This is a genomic window from Desulfosoma caldarium (assembly GCF_003751385.1).
Lineage (GTDB): Bacteria > Desulfobacterota > Syntrophobacteria > Syntrophobacterales > DSM-9756 > Desulfosoma > Desulfosoma caldarium.
Window position 1 is genome coordinate 472,921 of sequence record NZ_RJVA01000010.1, and the last position, 18,187, is coordinate 491,107.

The window sequence follows — 18,187 nt, forward strand, 5'->3', positions numbered from 1 at the left end:
AGGAAAACTGAGCCATGATGCGAAGTCTCTGGACGGCCGCAACGGGCATGGACGCGCAGCAACTGAACATGGACGTGGTGGCTCATAATCTGGCCAACGCCAACACCACGGCCTTTAAGAAGAGCCGCGCAAACTTTGAGGACCTCATGTACCAGAACGTGATTCCTCCCGGTGCGGAAACGGGAGCCGCCGGAACAATCCCAACCGGCATTCAAATTGGCATGGGCGTCAAGACCGCCTCGGTTCAAAAGATCTTCACCCAGGGAAATTTTACCGAAACGGGAAATCAGTTGGACCTGGCCATTGAGGGCAAGGGGTTCTTTAAGGTGCTTCGAGGGGCGGAAGAGGTCTATACGCGGGCTGGCACCTTCAAGCTGGATGCGGAGGGTTACCTGGTGGATGCGGAAGGAAACCGACTGCAACCGGAGGTGAGCATTCCTCGTGAGGCGGTGACCGTCAACATAGATCCTCAGGGAACTCTCAGCGCCTTTGATCAAAACGGCACACTGCTCGCCTCGGCCAATCTCACCCTGTATGACTTCCCCAACCCGGCAGGATTGCTGAGTCTGGGAAAAAACTATTTTGCGCCTTCAGATGCGTCGGGGGAAGCCGTGGAAGGGCAGCCGGGCACGGAAGGCTATGGCACCTTGCTTCAAGGTTTTCTGGAAAGCGCCAACATCAATGTGGTGGAAGAAATGGTGAACATGATCGCCGGCCAAAGAGCCTACGAAGCCAATTCCAAAGTCATTCGCACGGCGGATGAAATGCTTCGCATCGCCAACAGCGTGGCCTCCTAGGGGGCGTAAGATGAAACGGTGGGTGGCATGAGAGATGGAGGCGCCATGAAAGGTTTCGTGTTGGCCCTTGTGCTCTTTGGAAGTCTCTTCGGCGGATTCACGGCGGAGAGCATGGCGGAACAGGCCGCTTCGAGCATGTCTTCAACCCCGGAGCCTTCGGTCATCCAGGTCCGCTCCATTGTGGAAACCTCCGAGGAAACCCTTACGCTGTACGATCTTTTGGACAATGCCCACGCCTTGCCCCCTTTATGGATTCAAAAATTTCAGAGCATTTCTTTGGGACCAAGCCCCTCGTTGGGCTCGGAAAAGGCGGTGCGGACCGACCACCTGGCCCCATATCTCAAGAAAGTGCTCACATCTTTGGGTGTCCAAACGGACACGGTTTACTTCTCCATTCCCGAAAGGATCGTGTTGCGCAGAAAAGCAGCCGTTCTGGAAGCCGAATTCATCGAGAACCTTTACCGCGCCTACATTGACGACCATGCGCCGTGGAACGCTTCAGAGATGGAAATTCGCGACATCGTCATTTCGGGTCTAGCCTCGATTCCCGATGGGCATGTGACCCATGAGATCGAAGCGCCACAGAATACGTCCTTTGTTGGCGTTGTGCCTGTGACCATGCACTTCTTCGTGGACGGGCAAAAGGTTCGGAGTCTCCGCGTGGCCGGAAAAGTTCTCGTGCGCCGCACGGTCCTTCATGCGAGTCAGAATTTACGCCGTCATACAATCCTTGAACCGGAACACGTGGAATTGCGGGAGATCACGGTAAGCGAACCGGGAAAAATCTACGCGACCCGCTTGGAGGATGTGGTGGGCAAGAGGGTTGTTCGCCCTGTACGCGCTGGGCAACCTCTCGAGATGGCATTTTTGGCTAAGCCCTTGTGTGTCACTTCCGGAAAACCCGTCACGATTCTCTACCAAGAAGGTCCCTTGAAACTTTCCGCCAGAGGAGAATCCAAGGACAATGGAGCTCAAGGGGATTGGATTCGTGTGGTGAACCTAGCTTCAAAAAAGATCCTGAAGGTGCAAGTGCTGGATGAAGACACCGTCCTTTTGAAACCGTGATCCACCAAGGTCCTTATGAAAGCACAGCGAGAAGAACTATGAAACCAAGACGTCATAGACGCCCGACAAAGTGGGCCATGCTGGGCTTGTGGGCTTGGCTGTGGATCGGAACCGTGGGAATGTGGGGATGCGCCACTCAGCACACCACCGCGGGCCGTGCGCTGGAAGCATCGCCCCCATCGGCGCTTTCCTCTCCCGCCCCGCAACAAGAATGGGGGTTCCCTTCCACGGACCCCTCGCAGCCCAAGCCTGTGCCCACAGGATCCTTGTGGAGCGCCCGTCAGGAATCGTTGTTTCGAGACATCAAGGCCCATCGTGTAGGGGATATTGTGACCATTATGGTCAGCGAACAGTCCAAAGCTTCTAAACAGGCCTCCACGTCAACGAGTCGGCGAAGCGCATGGAACGGGGCAGGGAATTTTATGGGACTGAGCACGCCTTCCAAGACGATCCTAGAGCCGGTGAACAAAACCGGGTATGGGCTGAGCTTTGACAGCGCCTTTACCGGAAAAGGCAGCACAACAAAGGCGGATTCCATGACGGCGTACATGACGGCCACGGTCACGGAAATTCTTCCCAACGGCAATCTTGTCATTCGCGGATCCCGATGGACCAAGGTCAACGACGAACTGCAACAGATCGTGCTCGAAGGGGTGGTGCGCCCCATGGACATCACGCGAGACAACACGGTGCTGTCACAAAACATTGCCGAAGCCAAAATCTTTTTTGTGGGAAAAGGACCCGTAAGCCGTCATCAAAAGCCCAGTCTATTTGGTCAGCTTCTGGACCTGATCTTGCCTTTTTAACCAGGAGGCCTTTTTCGTGATGAAAAGATGGTGCGGGGTTGCAGTCATTCTGGGATGCCTGCTTGTGAGCCTCGTTGACAACGTTCACGGCGTACGGATCAAGGACGTGGCTCGATTCATGGGGGTTCGTTCCAATGCCCTGGTGGGCTACGGACTGGTCATCGGTTTGAACGGCACGGGAGATAACAACAAAACCCAGTTCACCACCAGCACGCTGGCCAATTTTCTCGATCGCATGGGCATTCACGTGGACCCAAACAGTGTCCAGGTCAAGAACGTGGCGGCCGTCATGGTGACGGCCAAACTTCCCCCTTTTGCCCGCATCGGAACCAAGCTTGATGTCCAGGTGTCCTCCATTGGCGATGCCAAGAGCCTGGAAGGGGGCACCCTGCTCATGACCACCCTGCAAGGTCCCGACGGCCGGGTGTACGCCGTGGCCCAGGGCCCGGTTTCCACAGGCGGATTTTCCACGTCTGGAGCCAGCGGCAGTTCGGTGCAAAAAAACCATCCCACCGTAGGTTTGATCTCTCAAGGAGCCATAGTAGAACGGGAATTCCCGGTAAGCCTTGACGACTTGGACCGACTGGATCTGGTTTTGAACACACCGGATTTTTCCACGGCGGATCAGACAGCGCGCGCCATCAACCTGGCGTTGGGTGGACCCTACGCTCGCGCCGTGGACGGGGCCACCATTCAAGTCGCCGTCCCGGCATCTTATCGATCGGACGTGGTGGGTCTCATCTCCCAGGTGGAAGCTTTGGAGGTCAATCCCGATACCGCCGCCAAAGTCGTTATCAACGAACGCACGGGCACCATCGTGCTTGGTGAACATGTGCGCATCTCGCCGGTGGCCGTCGCCCATGGCAACCTTACCGTGCAGATCAGCGAGCAGCCCACCGTTTCTCAGCCCTTGCCCTTCAGTCAGGGCCAAACCGTGGTCACGCCCCAGTCCACCGTGCAGGTTCAAGAAGGCAAGGGGTCCATCAACGTGGTGGGCGGCGGGACCACCATCGGGGAAGTCATCAAAGGTTTGAACGCCATCGGGGCTACACCGCGCGATATCATCACCATTCTTCAGGCCATCAAAGCCGCAGGAGCCCTTCATGCCGAACTCGAAATCATCTAGAAAAAATAAATCCGGCGGAGATGAAGGACCTGCCGCCGAAGGTTGGCTCACAACTTACTGTGACCTTTGTACGCTGCTGCTGACCTTTTTCGTCCTGCTTCTCAGCATGTCCGTTTTGGACAACATACGCCAAAAACAAGCCCTCAATTCCCTCGTGGGCGCCTTTGGTTTCCTGCCCGGAGGACGCACGGCCATCGGTAAACCCACAGGCATGGACATTAGTGAGTTTGAAGCCCCAATGGAAACCAAAGCCCTCGACTTCGACGTGTTACGAGAAGTGACTATGAAAAACGAACTGGACAAGGAAGTCGAAATCATCAAGAAGGACGAGACCCTCACCATCGTCCTTCATCAAAAAATCCTCTTTGAACCCGGCTCCTTCGATCTCAAACCCGCAGCCCGCACTTATCTGTCGCAGCTCGTGCCCTATCTTGCCAAGGATTCTCGGGAAATCGAAATCGGCGGACATACAGACCGCTTCGAAAAAATTGAGGATCCCAGCTGGGAAAAGTCATCCTGGATGATTTCCACAAAGCGGGCCATGGCCGTTTATCGCTTCCTGTTGTCGCAAGGATTGGAGCCCAAACGCGTCAGTGCCCACGGGTTCAGTTACGAAAAACCCTTGGTGGACGGCATTCAATACCCCCATCTTCGACATCGGAACTCAAGAGTGGAAATCGTTCTAACCTACAGCCGTCATCTGCCGGCAAGCCTGCTTCACGAAGACCCCACACCCAGTCCCTATTTCAATTACAAGAACTTCTTCTTCCGGTTGTTCCCTATGCCGGAAAAGAGTTCACAACCCCAGAACAGACCACCTACGGTTGCCACGCAGAAAACCAAAGAGCGCGGGTAAAAAGGGGCGATGAGCATGGCGAAAAAAAAGAAAAAAACGGAAGACGAGGGAGGCGGTGCCACGTGGATGGTGACCTTTTCGGATCTGTCCACCCTGCTTCTCACCTTCTTCGTTCTGCTTCTGAGCATGTCGTCTTTAAATGAGAAAGCCATTCGAAGCACCTTTCAAAATTTCGACAAAACCAGCGGGATTCTCTTTTTCAAAGAAATGCAAAAAATCCGTAAGAGTCCCGACATGGTCATCCAAGACCTCATCAAGAGCCTTAAAAGCGTCTACATTGCAGATGTCCGGCGACTCGACGAGGTATCCAAAACACCATGGAAAAAAGATTTTAAACTGGTCGTCTCGTCCGGAAATGCCTTGTTGGTGAAGAAAAGGTGGAATCCTGGGGACTTTTCGTTCATCTTTGGGGATCAGCTGCTTTTCGAAAGCGGCAGTGCCGAACTGAAACCCAGTGCCTATCCCATCCTCGACAAATTTGCTCGTTTTCTGAACGAAGCGTCGTACACGGCGTACGTGGACGGCCACACCGACAATGTCCCCATAAACAGTCCAGAATTTTCGTCCAACGAGGAGCTGGCCCTGGCCCGAGGCTACGCGGTGCTGAACTATCTGAGCACTCATGGACAGGTCCCCTCCACCAAATTGGCTTTGGCCGGCTATGGTGAGACCCAGCCCTTGGCGGGCAATGACACCCCGGAAGGGCGCCAATTGAACCGTCGCGTGGAAATCATTTTTGAAAAAATCAAGTGAAGGAGCGTCCATGACATCGATCCGGTCCATCGACGAAACACAGCCCAGCGCGGCGCATGAAAGCTTCAACAAGCAAAAGGAAAGGCTTCAGCAGGCCTGCATGGATTTTGAGAGCCTGCTCACCGCGCAACTGGTCAAGTCCATGCGCGCTTCGGTATTTCGAGATGAAGAACCGGATCACGCCATGGGAATCTACGAATCCATGCTGGACGAAGGGCTGGCGCGGGTGTGGAGTCACCAGAAATCCCTTGGAATCGCTCAGTGGTTGTATCAGTCCCTGGAACCCCTTGTGCCAACTAATGATAAATAGCCTCGAGCTCACCAAATTTACTGAAGGCTTTTAATGATTATGCCGATAAATGGGAATGAGACGGTCCGCAATCGAGGGGGCCAAAGCCCCCTGTGGAGGCAGATTCATGACACCAAGCGCGAAAGGTCAACCGCTGAGTCCCGAAACGGTAAGGGACGCGGCGCAACGTCTGCTTGAACTGGTGCAGCAGGAAACGCAGATTCTGGCTCAAAAGGACTACAGCGCTTTGTGGGAGCTATTTCCTGAAAAAGAGAGGCTAGCTCACCGCCTCGTGGACGCCCTTCGCCTTCAGAGCCGGGAAGCCCAGACGTCTGGTCACGCCGTGGAAGCCGCAACCAATGATCACTCGGTGCGGGATACGCTTCGGCGCATCGAAGCCATTAACGAAGCCAACGGCCGCTATATGGCGGAACTGCTTACGATCCACCAGGAACTCCTTTCCCTGCTGGTACCTCAGACCTACGACCATGGGGCGCACAAAGCCCTTCCCGCCATCAAGGGATGTGGCCTCGAGACGGAGGCATAGACATGGCCGGATTGAACGCCGCCCTGGAAATCGCTAAGAACGCCCTCTTCAACGCACAGGTGCAGATTCAAACCACGTCCCATAATGTGGCCAATGCCGAAAACCCTGCCTATGCCCGCCAGAAAGCGCCAACAGTGACGCAGGGGGCCATTCTGGGACGTGCAGGGTGGATCGGGGCGGGAGCGCGGCTGGATCGCATCGTGCAGCAAAGAGATTTCTTTCTGGAGGGACGGTACCTAAGCGCCTCCTCGCAAAGCGCTTATTACGAAACCCTGAAGCGCATGGCGAGCGCCGTGGAAACTTACCTTTCCGACGATGGAGAGACCGGCATCAACGCCGCCTTGAACGAGTTCTGGAACGCCTGGAACGCTCTGGCCCAAAACCCTGAAGGCTCCGCCGAAAAGGCTTTGGTTTTCGAATGCGGAGAAAACCTTTGCAGCAACCTTCATCAAAAAGCGTCTCAGATTCAACAAAGCCAAAAAAGCCTCCTGACAGAACTACAGGACAACCTGAGCGCCATCAACGAGCTGCTTGAAAAGATTCGAAATTTGAATCATCAGATTCAGCGTTCGGAAACCCCCACGTTCATGGCCAACGACCTTAGAGACCAACGCTTTCAGGTCTTGCAGGAACTTTCCACCTACCTGCATTTCACCACGGCGGAGGCTTCCGGAGGCATGCTGAACCTTTTCCTGGAAGACGGAACGCCTCTGGTTCTTTTTCAGGAGTATGCGGCGAAACTCACCTGGACGGGTGACGCGTCATCTTTTGAGGTGACCGTCCAGGATTCGGGCAAGGTGGTCGTCCGATTCAACGCCGCCGACAATGAGGTGCAAGACGGTTTGCAGGGATCCACCGGAGCCCTGGTCGCGGCCATGGGCGATGTGGATTCCTGGAAGGACGCTCTGGATCAATTCGCCGCCGCTCTCGTCACAAGCTTTCGGGATCTTTACGATGATATCCTTGGAACGCCCACATCCTATTTTTTTGATCCCGCCTACACCACGGCAGCTACGATTCAATTGACGGACGATCCGCTGCCGTCGCCATCCAACGCGCTGGCGCGCTCGGTTCTCTTGCTGCAAACCCAAAGCCTGGACGACCTCGACGGTTTGAGCCTCTCCGAGCATCTCAGCCAGCTCAGCCAGGACGTGGGACTGACCGTGACTACGGCGTCTTCGCAAAGCGTCCTCTACGATGCCATGACCCAGCAGTTGGATGCCCAACGGCAAAACATCTCCGGCGTTTCCCTGGACGAGGAAATGGTGGAACTTATCAAACACCAACAGCTCTACCAAGCGGCCGCAAAGATCGTTCAACAAACCGCGGAAATGATTCAAACGGCTATTCAAATGGTTTGATGAAAGGCAAAGGCCATGCGCGTGACCCTGCCCTTGATGTATGGCACAACAACTCGAGACATCCTGAACAAACAGGATAGAATCAGCCGCCTCGGCCGAGACATTGCCAGCGGTGTCCGCCTCCATAACCCGCATGATGACCCAGCAGCATGGGCTCAATCCCTGGATTTGCAGCAGACCCTTCAGCGCATGGAAAGGTACCAAAACAACCTGAACTTTGCGGCCAACATGCTTTCCGTGGCCGACAGCGGACTGAACCACATGCATGACCTTTTAGTCCGAGCCACGGAAATCGGCATGGCCGCCAACACGCCCAATTCCGCAGAAGAAAAAGAGGCCTTCGTGGAAGAGCTGGATCAGATTCTTCAGGAGCTGGCCGAAACCGTTTCGGCCACCGCGAACGGTCAAAGCGTTTTTGCGGGAAAGCCTGTCTGGAACGAGACTGGTGGGCAGTGGGAGTGGGAAGCGGCACGGCCTGACGAAGACCCTCTTCAGGTGGCTCTGGACGATGCAGGCCAAACCATGACGGTTTCCACAGATCTTTCCGAACTCATTCCCAAGGCTATGAACACCATCGAAGCCTTGAAAACCCATATCGATCATGAGGACGCCGCGGGCATGCGCGCGGCCTTGCAGGATCTGAGCGACGCCATGGAACAGCTTCGAGGCTTTTCCTCCACGGTGGGGACTCGCCTGACAAGCATCCAACGCCGCCAGGACACCCTCGCCATCCTCACCGCGCACCGCCAAGAACATCTCTCTGAACTTCGGGACACCGATCTTCTCGACGCCATCAGTTCCCTTCAGACCCACCAGATCGCCCTGGAAGCTGCGCTCAAGTCCTCCCTCGTGCTCAAGGACCTGAGCCTCGTACGCTACCTTTAATCGCGGGGTCACATCTTGATTTATGCCCATGATCCTACATTGCTGGTCTGAGAAACTGCCGGCGGCTTGTCCGAGAAGGTGTCTCGGACATCCACCCTACACCCAGAGGTCAACCGCCCGGTATGATGACCCCGCAGTGACCGAACCAGCCCCAAGCGTGGGATTTGGTTAGCAAAAGGGGGTGCGAGATGGAAGAAGCAGATGTCGCTGCCAGACGAAGTGCAGCGGTTTAAAAGGATCTTTACCCGTCGGTATGTGCACCGGGTGAAAATTTCGCCTGCCCTGATGCCCCTTATCTCGTGCCTGCCTTTTGGGCACGCCCATCGATACCGAGGCGCCGCATAGAGGCAGTCCCCCGTGCCTGCCCTTATGGCCCCCGCGCCTGCCGTAATCATGGGCAGCCACACGGGCTGTCCCTACTTGGTCGGGCTGACAAGCCAAGACCAGCGTGATCACAATAACCAAATTTTGGTCTTGATTCCCAGGGGCCATCACACACGTAAAAGCAAAAACCCAAACGGCCATTAAACTATGGACAACTGCGTCGACAGGCCTGACCTTTTGGTCCGTTCTTGAAATCGAAAAATCACCCTGAAGGGGTTTGCTTTAAGTCTCGCCGCTCCCTGAGCCGCCTCGCCATGGCGACGGGAACTTTAAACATAAACCCTCGAACCCCCTTGATCGGGGATTCGAGGGTTAATGGTCGACAGATCACTCTGATGTCAATATGTTGACAATGTCATGGGGCCGGGATTCGTCAAACTCATGACGATCTCGGCTCGTGCCTCATATGATTTCGTCGAGCATGCGGGCAGCCACTTTTTGAGGGTCCACGGTGTAAGTGCCATCCTGAATTTGTCGGCGCAGGGCTTCGAGCTTATCCAGGTGCAGATCGTCACGGTCCATGCGGACTCGACTTCGAGTCATTTCCAGGGCTTCTTGAGAAAACGCCACGCGGTCTTCGACGGTTTCGGTTTCGGCGGTCTTGGATTCAGGAGTGGGCTGCGCTTCGGGCCGCACCGTACGGTTTTCTAAAACCTGGTTCATATGGGCCATGTAGGTGGCTACTTTTTTGACATCCATTGCTCCATCCTTCACGGGGTTAAGGGCAAAGAGTTTACGGAGGTGAGCGGGCCTATTCTGACATGGGGGAAATGTCGAAAGGCCCTTCATAGGCTTGTTTTTTCAGGACCTGGCTGGTCACGCGATCACGAATCAGGCGCCGCCTTGCTTCTTCCGAGATGGTGACCTTTTCCTCGGCAGGCCTTTCAGTCTTTTCCCCACCGGCAAAGGTAGCAGCCAGTCGAGACTTCTGCAACTGACGGGTATAAGTTCGAAGCACGCTCTGCACGTGATAGTCGGTGACCTTCATGACCTGCTTCCTCCTTCGTTTTTCTATATCGGAAGGTTTTGCCCAAAGCTTGAGAAAAAATTGCCGCCGGCCATCGCCATGGGTGGCAAGACACCCACAGTAGGTATTAAGATTTTCGGAACATGGCATGGTCTATGCTCTTGTGGTGGTTGATTGCACAGGGATGGGTCAGGCCCATCAACACTCCCAGGAGGTTGGTTCAAAGCCATGACGTCCGCGATGACACAGCCCAGGGCCACGACTTATTGTCCCAAGTGCGCTCACTTTGCCATGACGTGGGATCCTCGCACCCCCTACGCCTGTCGCGCCTGGGGTATTCGAACGCGGGAACATCCAAGTTTGGCCGTGTGTGCGTCATCGGGATACCCCTGTCAGCTTTTTCGAGAAAAATCAAGGACCGGCGCCCTTTCTTAAGGGGCGAATTAAATCTTTACCACGCGATGATGGAGTCGACCATGCCCGCTATGACTGGTTCTGAAGGCAACGGATCAGCCCCGCAACGCATCGAAGCCTTGCGGGAACAGGTTCAGCGCATTCGAAGCCAGAAAAACGATCTCATGAAGGAGATCGTCGATCTTCAGCATCAAAACCAGCACATGTCGGAGATGTTCAAACGCTCTCTGCTCCTTTTCATATCCATGCTCAAGCCACTAGTGGACATCAAGACCGCGGAAGCTCTTGATACGCTCAAGGAACGACTCGTCTCCAACCCAGACTGGAACTCCCTTGAGCGCGACATTCAACAGATCAAGACACGGTCGCTGCGCGAAGCGTGCGAAGCCGTTCATTCAGGGGATGGCGGAGGATCTCATACCCCGGTGATCAACGCCACGCCCACGACACCTCCTCTGCCGGACTTTCTCACGGCGCACCGCTTGGTCTTGGACTCCCTGCGCGGCGATTTTGGGGATGCTTATCGGAAAAAGTGGGAAACCGTCTCCGGTTTCTTGGACGGATGTCAATCCTTTACGGATCTACTTGCGGGAAGCCGTCAATTGGCGGATCTTGCGCGACATTTTCACGAATCCTTCATGGTGGAAAGGTCGCGCGTCGCCAGGTTCTTTTCCGAAATCGGACAAGATCTGGTTGAAATGGAAACCATGCTGCACGTCACGGTGCGCCACAGCCGGGAAGCCAGAGAAGCCAACGAGGCGTTCACCACCACTCTGGACGGGCAGATGCAGGAAATGCGGGATTCGGTCACCTTAACGCGAACACTGGAAGAACTCAAAAGCGTCGTGGAATTGAAGCTGGCAACCATTAAGAAGTTTCTCAAGGAAAAGCGAGAACAAGACGAAGCGCTGCACCGGGAAGCAGGGCAAAATACGGAGGCCATGCAACAGGCTCTCAAGAAAATGAAACACGAAGTCTCCACGATGCAGGAACGAACTCGCATGCTGGAACAGCAAGTCCTTCGGGATCCTTTGACGGGCATTCACAACCGCAGGGCTTTCGACACACGCTTTGAAGAAGAGTTCCACCGGTTTCAGCGCTACGGGCAGGTCTTTTCTCTGTTGGTGATCGATGTGGATCGTTTCAAGCACGTCAACGATGTCTATGGGCACACCACCGGAGACCAATGCCTCAAGGAGATCACGAGGCGGATGGCCGGGACTTTGAGAAAATCGGACTTTCTTGCTCGTTACGGTGGCGAAGAATTTGTTGTACTTCTCCCGGGAATTCCCAAGGAAAGGGCGTTGAATGTTGCAGAAAAACTGAGGAGCTGCGTGGAAAAAACTCGGTTTCTTTACCAAGGAAAGCGGATTCCTCTGACCATCAGCGTCGGAGTGGCCCAAACGCAGCCAAACGATGACGCACCCCAACGCCTCTTTGAACGCGCCGATGCGGCCCTGTACGCCGCAAAAAAGCAAGGGCGAAACCGGGTGGTCATGACCGACGGCACTTCCGACGGACAGGCTCCCTGAGATCAAGGCCCCTGGACCTAGCAAATGCGGGCTTCGCCCATGGCAACCACGGGGCGTCTTACGGGCGCGCCGCCCGGCGTTCAAGCGGCCCTGACAGACTCCGTGAACGGTAACATAACCCGCAGGAGCGAGCCGCATAGGGTGGTTACTTTATCGCACCTTGCGGCGCTCCTATCGGTGAAAACAAATGGGTACGCCACATAATCTTGCGAAACGGCGCACGATGCGCCTTGCGTGGCGCTCCTACACGTGAAACAAATCGGCACAAACAACGTTTCAGAGGAGCACTTACGCTGCGGAACTCCATCGTGTGCTGAAGCACTTTTGCAAGCGTAGAACCCCTCGGCGCCCAACGCCGCTTGAGGAAGCGGCCCATGAGCCGAGGCCTCTAGAAGCCAAATTCGGCGAGAAGGGCGTCCACGTCGCTTTGGGAGTGGAGCGCATCTTCCAATTTTTCGTGTGCGGGGCCGTAGAGTTCTTCTTTGCCCTTTTGTGTTTTGTCCACCTTCACGCCAAACTTGGTTATGAGCTGCACCAGTTTGGCTTCCAAGTCCTCCAAAAGGGCTATGATCTTCATGATGATTTGGCCCGTTAGATCCTGGTAGTCTTGGGCGGTTAAGATGCGGATCAAGTCCTCATGGCTTTTTTGCGTGGACTGCAACAGTTCACGCACCAGGTTCACCGCCTCATTCAATTTCTTTTGAGCATTTTCGCCGAGGGGCTGGAGCCCTGTGAGCATCTCTTGGATGGTTTTCAGCCGCCCTTGATCCTGTTCGTTTCTTTTTTGCAAGGATTCCACGTGGTCCAGGGTCGTGTTGGCCGCCGATTCCGTAAGCTTGATGATGTGTTCCAGCCGATTGCCAGAATCGGGAATCTTTTCTTCCACCATTTCTCGAAGGGACGGATCCATGGTGCGCACAAAGTCCCGAAGCGAATTGTGAAGCGCTCGTGCGATGCCCCCGATTTCCTTATACAGACCGGGATGGCGGTTTTCGGAAAGGGTAATCAATATTTGTTCCGCCATCTCAATATCCCCCTCGGTCAGAGCCTGCATGAAGTCCTTAATGCTTTCGAGGAGGGTCCCAACGGCTTCATTATGCTCGGGTACCTTAAGGCGCAGGTCCTCCAGGCTGTCTGTCGGATTGAGCATCCTCTGGATCCGGTGCAAGACTTCGGGCGTCAGGGTCAACTGGATATGGGCCACAGGCACCGATCCCCCGCTGGATTCCAGGGTGATGGATCCCTGTAAGCGTTGGCAGAAGTCTTCGATGGCACCGAGACCCGGATCCATCTGCTGTGAATCCTGGGCCGTTTCACAAGAGGGGACTCCCACCAACTTGTCGATGATGGCCGCCTCGTCGAGTTCCGCCTCGCCGCCTTCTTCCACGTCTTCGCAAGTGGCGTCCGTAGCCGTCTCAGAGGCCTTGGCGTTTTCCAGGATGGAAACCACCTCTGCAGGATCGATGTCCACGGCTTCGGCGCGGTAAGCGTGGCGCACCTGTTCCCTCAAGGCGTTCAGGGCAAACTGAAACACCGCCGCCGCTTCCTCGGTGGCTTCGCCGTTGCCGCACAGCCTTGCTTCCAGATGTGTTTCCAAGACCTCACCGGCTTTGGCCAGCCCTTCCATACCCAACATGGCCGCCGTGCTGCTGAGAGTCTTCAAGGCCTCAGCACAGCGGTTCCATGGAGGAGTGGGCTCTGTAGTTTCTGTGATGATGCTGACCGCATCTTCCATGAGCTGCAGCAGATCACGCCACTCTTCTTTGCCGATCATCATATCCATGCTGTCCACCTTCTTCGTAACCGCTGACAATGCCCTTCACATCCAAGATCAAGGCCACTTTACCATCTCCAAGAATGGCCCCGCCGGAAAGCCCTCGCACATGCCGCAGTCCCGCCCCGAGACTTTTGATGACCACCTCTTGACGTCCGATGATCTCATCCGCCAACAGGCAATATGACTTCTGGTCTTCACTGACCACAAGAATCAAGCCCTCCCAGGGGTTGCGAAACCTCGGCTCCACGCCCAGCATGTCGTGAAGCCGAATGAGTGGCATGAGCTGATGGCGCACCTTGATCATTTCCCCGGATCCGTGCACGGTCATGTAGGATTCTCGAGACGGCCTCAGGGATTCCCGCAAGGCGACCGTGGGAACCACATAACGCTCCGGTCCTACGCTAATCACCATGCCGTCGATGATGGCCATGGTAAGAGGCAGTTTCAGTTCAAAGCGGGTACCCTGACCCTGCACACTGCTTACTTCCAGTTTGCCCCGCAGGTCTTCGACGCTGCGGCGCACCACATCCATGCCCACGCCTCGGCCGGACACATCCGTAATTTCGTCTTTGGTGGAAAAACCCGGATGAAAGATCAGCTCAAACAGGGCCCGTTCTTCCAAGTTGTCGTCCGGTCCAATGAGGCCGCGTTCCACGGCTTTGGCGCGGATCTTGGCTGCGTTCAACCCTCGGCCGTCATCGCGCAGTTCAATGATAATATTGCCGCCCTTTTGCTCGGCACTGAGGTAAATGGTACCACAGGGGTCCTTGCCCATGGCCTTTCGTTCTTCCGGCGTTTCCAGACCGTGGTCGATGGCGTTGCGGATCATGTGAACCAGCGGTTCATAGATCTCTTCCACCATGTTGCGATCTATTTCCGTGTCTTCCCCGTGCATTTCCAAGCGCACATCCTTTCCGGACTTTTTGGACAGATCCCGCACCAGGCGAATGAGCTTTTGAAAGGTGCTTTTGATGGGCACCATGCGCAGGGACATGGAAATGCGCTGCAGTTCCGCCGTGATACGCCTCAGTTGCACGGAATCCTTCTGAAACTTCTGGTCCTTGATGGACTGCACCTCCGGGTTTTGCAGCACCATGGATTGGGCGATAACCAATTCGCCCACCATGTCCACCAAGTTATCCAGTTTGGCCGTGTCCACGCGAACCGAAGCGGTGCTCTCTTTGAAATGGCGCTGTTCTCGAAGGGCCGTGGCCACCTCCTGAGGGCTCAGGTTTCCTTCGTCCACGAGCACCTCGCCGATTTTCATGCCCCTTTCCTTGGCCGCTTCCGCAGCCTTTTCGACCTCCACAGGTTCCACAAGGCCTTTTTGGACGAGAATCTCCCCCACTTTGGGAGGTTCCGCAGACCTTTGGCTCCCCACGGGCTGCTGCGGATCGAAGTTTCTCAGGCTCTTGAGAAAGCTCGCCACAAGTTCGGAAGACAGCGACGCTTCGCTGTCCCCCAGAGCTGCTTCCAGTTCCTTGAGCAGCACCTTAAGTATGTCCACGGCACGCAACACCACATCGATGACCGCGTCGGTCACCTCGATGGCCCCCGAGCGCGCCTCATCCAAAATATTTTCCACTTCGTGGCTCAATTGATGGATGGCCTGCAGATTGAGAAAACCGGCCACGCCTTTGATACTGTGAAAGGGGCGAAACACGGCGTTAATGGCTTCTTTGTCGGAAGGGTCCGCCTCCAAGGACATGATGTTGAGCTCGATGGAAGCGAGATGTTCCTTCGCTTCTTCAATAAAATCCTTGATAAGCTCCGCGTCCTCCAGTGGAACGTGTTCCTTTGGCGGTGTGTGTTCGCCAACCTCGTCGGAATCATTCTCGAGGGCCGCGGTGCCTAGCGAGGCGTCGGCTGGAGGTTCTTCCGCCGCCGTGTTGTTTTCGGTGGAAAAGTCCGGACCATTGCCTGTAAAATTCTTCAGAGCGGCCTGAATCTTGTGCCAATCCGACTCGGGGTCCGCCGATTCCTCGAGGATGATGCCTCGAAAGAGCCGTTTGACCATCTCAAGGTCGTGTTTCCAGACCTGTGGCGTGTCCTCATGGTTCTCAATGGTTTCAATCACATTGAGACATTCTCCAATGCCCATCAAGTCATCCGGTCCCGCCACGACGCCGTCCGCAAGGCGCCGCACCAAGGTCTTTAGGGTTTCCGAAGACGCACTTTCCACGGTCATCGTCGGCACCTCGGTTAGTTTTGAGGAAGAATTTTTGCCAGTTTTTCCGCCATGACGGCTGCCGTGAACGGTTTGACGATGTAGTTGCTCACTTTAGCCTTCACGGCTTCCACCACGTTTTCCTTCTGCGCTTCCGCCGTGACCATGAGAAAGGGTAGGTCTTTGGTCTTTTCATTCGCTCGAACCCACTTGAGCAGTTCAAGGCCGTTCATCTTAGGCATGTTCCAGTCGGAGACGATGAGATCGATCTCTTGGGATTCGAGAATCTTGACCGCTGCCGCACCGTTTTCTGCCTCAACAATGTCTTTAAAATCCAGCTCCCGAAGAATATTTTTGACGATGCGACGCATGGTGGCGAAGTCATCCACAACCAAAACTTTCATATCCTTGTAAGCCACGACCAAACTCCTTTATTCCGTCCATGAACATTTGCGCGTTTCCGAGGCACGGCCCAGGGCACACGCTTTCAAGGGTTCATACTGGCCCGCCGCTCGCGCCGCGGCTCCACATGGCCCTCTGCGTCAGATTTCTAAGAAGCCGCGCTCTGAGCCAATGCCCCTCTGTCTTCCAAAGCCTTAAAGATGGCCACGGGGATGGCGTCCAGAGGCACCACCGTTTCCGCGGCCCCCAGTCGAATGGCTTCCTTGGGCATGCCGAACACCACGCAGCTCGATTCGTCCTGAGCGATGGTTCGGGCACCGCTTTGGCGCATTTGCAAAAGGCCTTTGGCGCCGTCACGCCCCATGCCCGTCATGATGACGCCCACGGCATTGGCCCCGGCATAACGGGCCACAGAATGGAAAAGCACATCCACTGACGGCCTCTGATGACAGACCATAGGGCCGTCTTTCACTTCCACATAATAGCGCGCCCCGCTTCTTTTGAGCACCATGTGTTCATTGCCCGGGGCAATAAGCGCCAAGCCGGGGCGGACTGAATCCCCGTTCTGCGCTTCCTTGACTTGAATAGCACAACACCCATCAAGACGCTTGGCAAAAGCCGTGGTGAACTTGGGCGGCATGTGCTGCACAATGACGATGCCAGGGCTGTTGGGTGGCATTTCCATGAGCACGGCTTTCAAGGCTTCCGTGCCGCCCGTGGATGCGCCCATGGCGATGACCTTATGCGTGGTCTGGGAGAGCGCCACGGCACCGGGGCGAACCCGACGTGTCTCTTCATCCCGACGTTCCTGCCGGCGCCTGGCCACATAGCTTCGAGCCCTGGCCGCCGCCCGAATTTTCTCCACAAGCTGCACGCTCATGTCCCCGACCGAATAGGACCCTCCGGGCTTGGCCAAGACCTCCACCGCTCCACTTTCCAAAGCTTCCAGGGCCATTTCGCTGTTCTTGGGGGTCAGGGAACTGACAATGATGGTCGGCGTCGGATGGTATTTCATCAGTTTTCGTAAAAAGGTTAGGCCGTCCATGCGCGGCATTTCCACATCCAAGGTGATGACATCGGGACTGAGCCGCGCAATCTTATCCCGGGCCACGTAGGGGTCCGGGGCGGTGCCCACCACGTGGATGTCTGCATACTTGCTCAGTTCCTGCGTAAAAATCTTTCGAACAATGGCCGAGTCGTCAACGATCAGAACGCGTATCGGTTCCATAAAGTCCCTCATCCTTGTCTGCAGGAAGCTTGGCCCACAAAGGATCCCTCAAAAACCATGGTCAGAGCACTGCTGGGATGGGACGCTTTGCCCTGTTTTTTTTGGGCCGAGGGAAGGCCTAACCGCCAGTTCTCCGGACCAAGAAGCACCACACAGCTACCAGCCACCATGTTGGCCAATTCCTGCATGGCATCGCGCACCTCGTCATCGTTCAGGTTTTCGGAATCCACGCCCAGCATGTTGGCCGCCAGTTCCCGAGCAAACCCGTCCACAAAGCTCAGGGTCAGGCTCGTAGGAGGCCCTTGCGCCACGGGGCTCATTTCAATGGACACCTCCCAACCTTCAAAAACCTCTTCGGAAGGTTCACCCTGAAAACCCACGTCCGTAAAGTACATGGTTTCTAAGACTTCAGAAATCGCAGCCTTCATCACTTTCCGCCAGTTCCCATCCATCGTGCACCCCTAAAAGTTGGATCACCAAGGCTCGAAACTCTTCTGGCTGAAAGGGCTTGGAAAGGTAAGCCCGAGCCCCCAAAGCCATGGCCTCATTAAGCCGCTTCTCATTGCGCTCCGTTGTCACCAACACCACCGGAACATCCTGTAGATCTGCTAGGGTTCCTAGATGGCGCAGAAACTCAATGCCATCCATCACCGGCATGTGAATGTCGCTCAAAATGAGATCCACCCAATGGTCTTGTAACTGGTCCAATGCTTCCTGACCATTGCTGGCCTCGATGATTTCCCCGATGTCCAATCCACTGATTTTGAGTACTTTTTTGATCACATGCCGCATGGACTTGGAATCGTCGACGATCATGACGTTGTAAGCCAT

19 protein-coding genes are annotated in these 18,187 nt (G+C 55.4%); 11 read left to right on the forward strand and 8 right to left on the reverse strand.

Features of this window, described 5'->3' with window-relative positions; translation table 11 throughout:
- Nucleotides 1-14: 14 nt before the first annotated feature.
- From flgG to EDC27_RS05485, 10 genes are all read left to right on the forward strand, one after another.
- A complete protein-coding gene (gene flgG, locus EDC27_RS05440; protein ID WP_123289580.1) occupies nucleotides 15-797 on the forward strand; it encodes a flagellar basal-body rod protein FlgG in 783 nt (260 codons plus the stop codon).
- 45 nt (nucleotides 798-842) lie between these two features.
- Nucleotides 843-1,862: a flagellar basal body P-ring formation chaperone FlgA gene (gene flgA, locus EDC27_RS05445; protein ID WP_170161615.1), complete on the forward strand. Its 1,020-nt coding sequence runs from the start codon at nucleotides 843-845 to the stop codon at nucleotides 1,860-1,862.
- 77 nt (nucleotides 1,863-1,939) lie between these two features.
- The gene (locus tag EDC27_RS05450) at nucleotides 1,940-2,668 is read left to right on the forward strand and encodes a flagellar basal body L-ring protein FlgH (protein ID WP_170161616.1); all 729 of its coding nucleotides are present in this window, start codon (nucleotides 1,940-1,942) and stop codon (nucleotides 2,666-2,668) included.
- A gap of 19 nt (nucleotides 2,669-2,687) precedes the next feature.
- Entirely contained in the window at nucleotides 2,688-3,794 is a 1,107-nt protein-coding gene (locus EDC27_RS05455; RefSeq protein ID WP_123289583.1) for a flagellar basal body P-ring protein FlgI, read from the forward strand.
- Nucleotides 3,772-4,650: an OmpA/MotB family protein gene (locus EDC27_RS05460; RefSeq protein ID WP_123289584.1), complete on the forward strand. Its 879-nt coding sequence runs from the start codon at nucleotides 3,772-3,774 to the stop codon at nucleotides 4,648-4,650. Before EDC27_RS05455 ends, EDC27_RS05460 begins: the two co-directional genes overlap by 23 nt.
- 15 nt (nucleotides 4,651-4,665) lie before the next feature.
- Entirely contained in the window at nucleotides 4,666-5,403 is a 738-nt protein-coding gene (locus EDC27_RS05465; protein ID WP_170161617.1) for an OmpA/MotB family protein, read from the forward strand.
- A gap of 10 nt (nucleotides 5,404-5,413) precedes the next feature.
- Nucleotides 5,414-5,713: a rod-binding protein gene (locus EDC27_RS05470; protein WP_123289586.1), complete on the forward strand. Its 300-nt coding sequence runs from the start codon at nucleotides 5,414-5,416 to the stop codon at nucleotides 5,711-5,713.
- Nucleotides 5,714-5,819: 106 nt separating this feature from the next.
- Complete coding sequence (locus EDC27_RS05475; RefSeq protein ID WP_170161618.1) at nucleotides 5,820-6,239, forward strand: flagellar export chaperone FlgN; 420 nt, start codon at nucleotides 5,820-5,822, stop codon at nucleotides 6,237-6,239.
- Between the two features lie 2 nt (nucleotides 6,240-6,241).
- Nucleotides 6,242-7,600, forward strand: coding sequence for a flagellar hook-associated protein FlgK (gene flgK, locus EDC27_RS05480; RefSeq protein WP_170161619.1), 1,359 nt, complete (start codon nucleotides 6,242-6,244; stop codon nucleotides 7,598-7,600).
- Nucleotides 7,601-7,615: 15 nt separating this feature from the next.
- On the forward strand, nucleotides 7,616-8,485 hold the full coding sequence (locus EDC27_RS05485; RefSeq protein WP_123289589.1) for a flagellin N-terminal helical domain-containing protein: 870 nt from the start codon (nucleotides 7,616-7,618) through the stop codon (nucleotides 8,483-8,485).
- Nucleotides 8,486-9,271: 786 nt separating this feature from the next.
- On the opposite strand, the gene flgM is transcribed toward EDC27_RS05485, so the two are convergent.
- Together flgM and EDC27_RS15760 are read right to left on the reverse strand one after the other, a co-directional pair.
- Nucleotides 9,272-9,568 carry a flagellar biosynthesis anti-sigma factor FlgM gene (gene flgM / locus EDC27_RS05495; RefSeq protein WP_170161620.1) on the reverse strand — a complete coding sequence of 99 codons (297 nt, stop codon included), beginning with the start codon at nucleotides 9,566-9,568 and terminating at the stop codon, nucleotides 9,272-9,274.
- A gap of 52 nt (nucleotides 9,569-9,620) precedes the next feature.
- Complete coding sequence (locus tag EDC27_RS15760) at nucleotides 9,621-9,857, reverse strand: DVU0524 family FlgM-associated protein (RefSeq protein ID WP_148045686.1); 237 nt, start codon at nucleotides 9,855-9,857, stop codon at nucleotides 9,621-9,623.
- Between the two features lie 455 nt (nucleotides 9,858-10,312).
- On the opposite strand from EDC27_RS15760, the gene EDC27_RS05510 reads away from it, so the two are divergent.
- The gene (locus EDC27_RS05510; RefSeq protein WP_170161621.1) at nucleotides 10,313-11,782 is read left to right on the forward strand and encodes a GGDEF domain-containing protein; all 1,470 of its coding nucleotides are present in this window, start codon (nucleotides 10,313-10,315) and stop codon (nucleotides 11,780-11,782) included.
- A gap of 388 nt (nucleotides 11,783-12,170) precedes the next feature.
- Here the strand turns inward: EDC27_RS05510 and EDC27_RS05515 are convergent, their stop codons facing one another.
- From EDC27_RS05515 to EDC27_RS05540, 6 genes are all read right to left on the reverse strand, one after another.
- A complete protein-coding gene (locus EDC27_RS05515; protein ID WP_123289595.1) occupies nucleotides 12,171-13,565 on the reverse strand; it encodes a protein phosphatase CheZ in 1,395 nt (464 codons plus the stop codon).
- Nucleotides 13,531-15,747, reverse strand: a complete 2,217-nt coding sequence (locus EDC27_RS05520) for a chemotaxis protein CheA (RefSeq protein ID WP_123289596.1) — start codon at nucleotides 15,745-15,747, stop codon at nucleotides 13,531-13,533. The genes EDC27_RS05515 and EDC27_RS05520 overlap by 35 nt, the downstream gene beginning before the upstream one ends.
- A gap of 14 nt (nucleotides 15,748-15,761) precedes the next feature.
- Nucleotides 15,762-16,130 carry a response regulator gene (locus EDC27_RS05525; protein ID WP_123289691.1) on the reverse strand — a complete coding sequence of 123 codons (369 nt, stop codon included), beginning with the start codon at nucleotides 16,128-16,130 and terminating at the stop codon, nucleotides 15,762-15,764.
- Nucleotides 16,131-16,276: 146 nt separating this feature from the next.
- Nucleotides 16,277-17,356 (reverse strand): protein-glutamate methylesterase/protein-glutamine glutaminase, encoded by a 1,080-nt coding sequence (locus EDC27_RS05530; RefSeq protein ID WP_123289597.1) that lies wholly within the window; start codon nucleotides 17,354-17,356, stop codon nucleotides 16,277-16,279.
- 8 nt (nucleotides 17,357-17,364) lie between these two features.
- Nucleotides 17,365-17,784, reverse strand: coding sequence for a chemotaxis protein CheX (locus tag EDC27_RS05535; protein WP_170161622.1), 420 nt, complete (start codon nucleotides 17,782-17,784; stop codon nucleotides 17,365-17,367).
- The gene (locus tag EDC27_RS05540) at nucleotides 17,765-18,187 is read right to left on the reverse strand and encodes a response regulator (RefSeq protein ID WP_123289599.1); all 423 of its coding nucleotides are present in this window, start codon (nucleotides 18,185-18,187) and stop codon (nucleotides 17,765-17,767) included. Before EDC27_RS05540 ends, EDC27_RS05535 begins: the two co-directional genes overlap by 20 nt.

Bases quoted from the DNA above. Each gene is read 5' to 3' on its own strand.
- EDC27_RS05485 (WP_123289589.1), top strand. From the start codon at position 7,616: ATGCGCGTGACCCTGCCCTTGATGTATGGCACAACAACTCGAGACATC.
- EDC27_RS05510 (WP_170161621.1), top strand. From the start codon at position 10,313: ATGCCCGCTATGACTGGTTCTGAAGGCAACGGATCAGCCCCGCAACGC.
- EDC27_RS05455 (WP_123289583.1), top strand. From the start codon at position 2,688: ATGAAAAGATGGTGCGGGGTTGCAGTCATTCTGGGATGCCTGCTTGTG.
- EDC27_RS05520 (WP_123289596.1), bottom strand. From the start codon at position 15,747: ATGACCGTGGAAAGTGCGTCTTCGGAAACCCTAAAGACCTTGGTGCGG.
- EDC27_RS15760 (WP_148045686.1), bottom strand. From the start codon at position 9,857: ATGAAGGTCACCGACTATCACGTGCAGAGCGTGCTTCGAACTTATACC.
- EDC27_RS05450 (WP_170161616.1), top strand. From the start codon at position 1,940: ATGCTGGGCTTGTGGGCTTGGCTGTGGATCGGAACCGTGGGAATGTGG.
- EDC27_RS05530 (WP_123289597.1), bottom strand. From the start codon at position 17,356: ATGGAACCGATACGCGTTCTGATCGTTGACGACTCGGCCATTGTTCGA.
- EDC27_RS05515 (WP_123289595.1), bottom strand. From the start codon at position 13,565: ATGGATATGATGATCGGCAAAGAAGAGTGGCGTGATCTGCTGCAGCTC.
- flgG (WP_123289580.1), top strand. From the start codon at position 15: ATGATGCGAAGTCTCTGGACGGCCGCAACGGGCATGGACGCGCAGCAA.
- EDC27_RS05465 (WP_170161617.1), top strand. From the start codon at position 4,666: ATGGCGAAAAAAAAGAAAAAAACGGAAGACGAGGGAGGCGGTGCCACG.
- flgK (WP_170161619.1), top strand. From the start codon at position 6,242: ATGGCCGGATTGAACGCCGCCCTGGAAATCGCTAAGAACGCCCTCTTC.
- EDC27_RS05525 (WP_123289691.1), bottom strand. From the start codon at position 16,130: ATGAAAGTTTTGGTTGTGGATGACTTCGCCACCATGCGTCGCATCGTC.
- EDC27_RS05540 (WP_123289599.1), bottom strand. From the start codon at position 18,187: ATGGCTTACAACGTCATGATCGTCGACGATTCCAAGTCCATGCGGCAT.
- EDC27_RS05475 (WP_170161618.1), top strand. From the start codon at position 5,820: ATGACACCAAGCGCGAAAGGTCAACCGCTGAGTCCCGAAACGGTAAGG.
- EDC27_RS05470 (WP_123289586.1), top strand. From the start codon at position 5,414: ATGACATCGATCCGGTCCATCGACGAAACACAGCCCAGCGCGGCGCAT.
- EDC27_RS05535 (WP_170161622.1), bottom strand. From the start codon at position 17,784: ATGAAGGCTGCGATTTCTGAAGTCTTAGAAACCATGTACTTTACGGAC.
- flgM (WP_170161620.1), bottom strand. From the start codon at position 9,568: ATGGATGTCAAAAAAGTAGCCACCTACATGGCCCATATGAACCAGGTT.
- flgA (WP_170161615.1), top strand. From the start codon at position 843: ATGAAAGGTTTCGTGTTGGCCCTTGTGCTCTTTGGAAGTCTCTTCGGC.
- EDC27_RS05460 (WP_123289584.1), top strand. From the start codon at position 3,772: ATGCCGAACTCGAAATCATCTAGAAAAAATAAATCCGGCGGAGATGAA.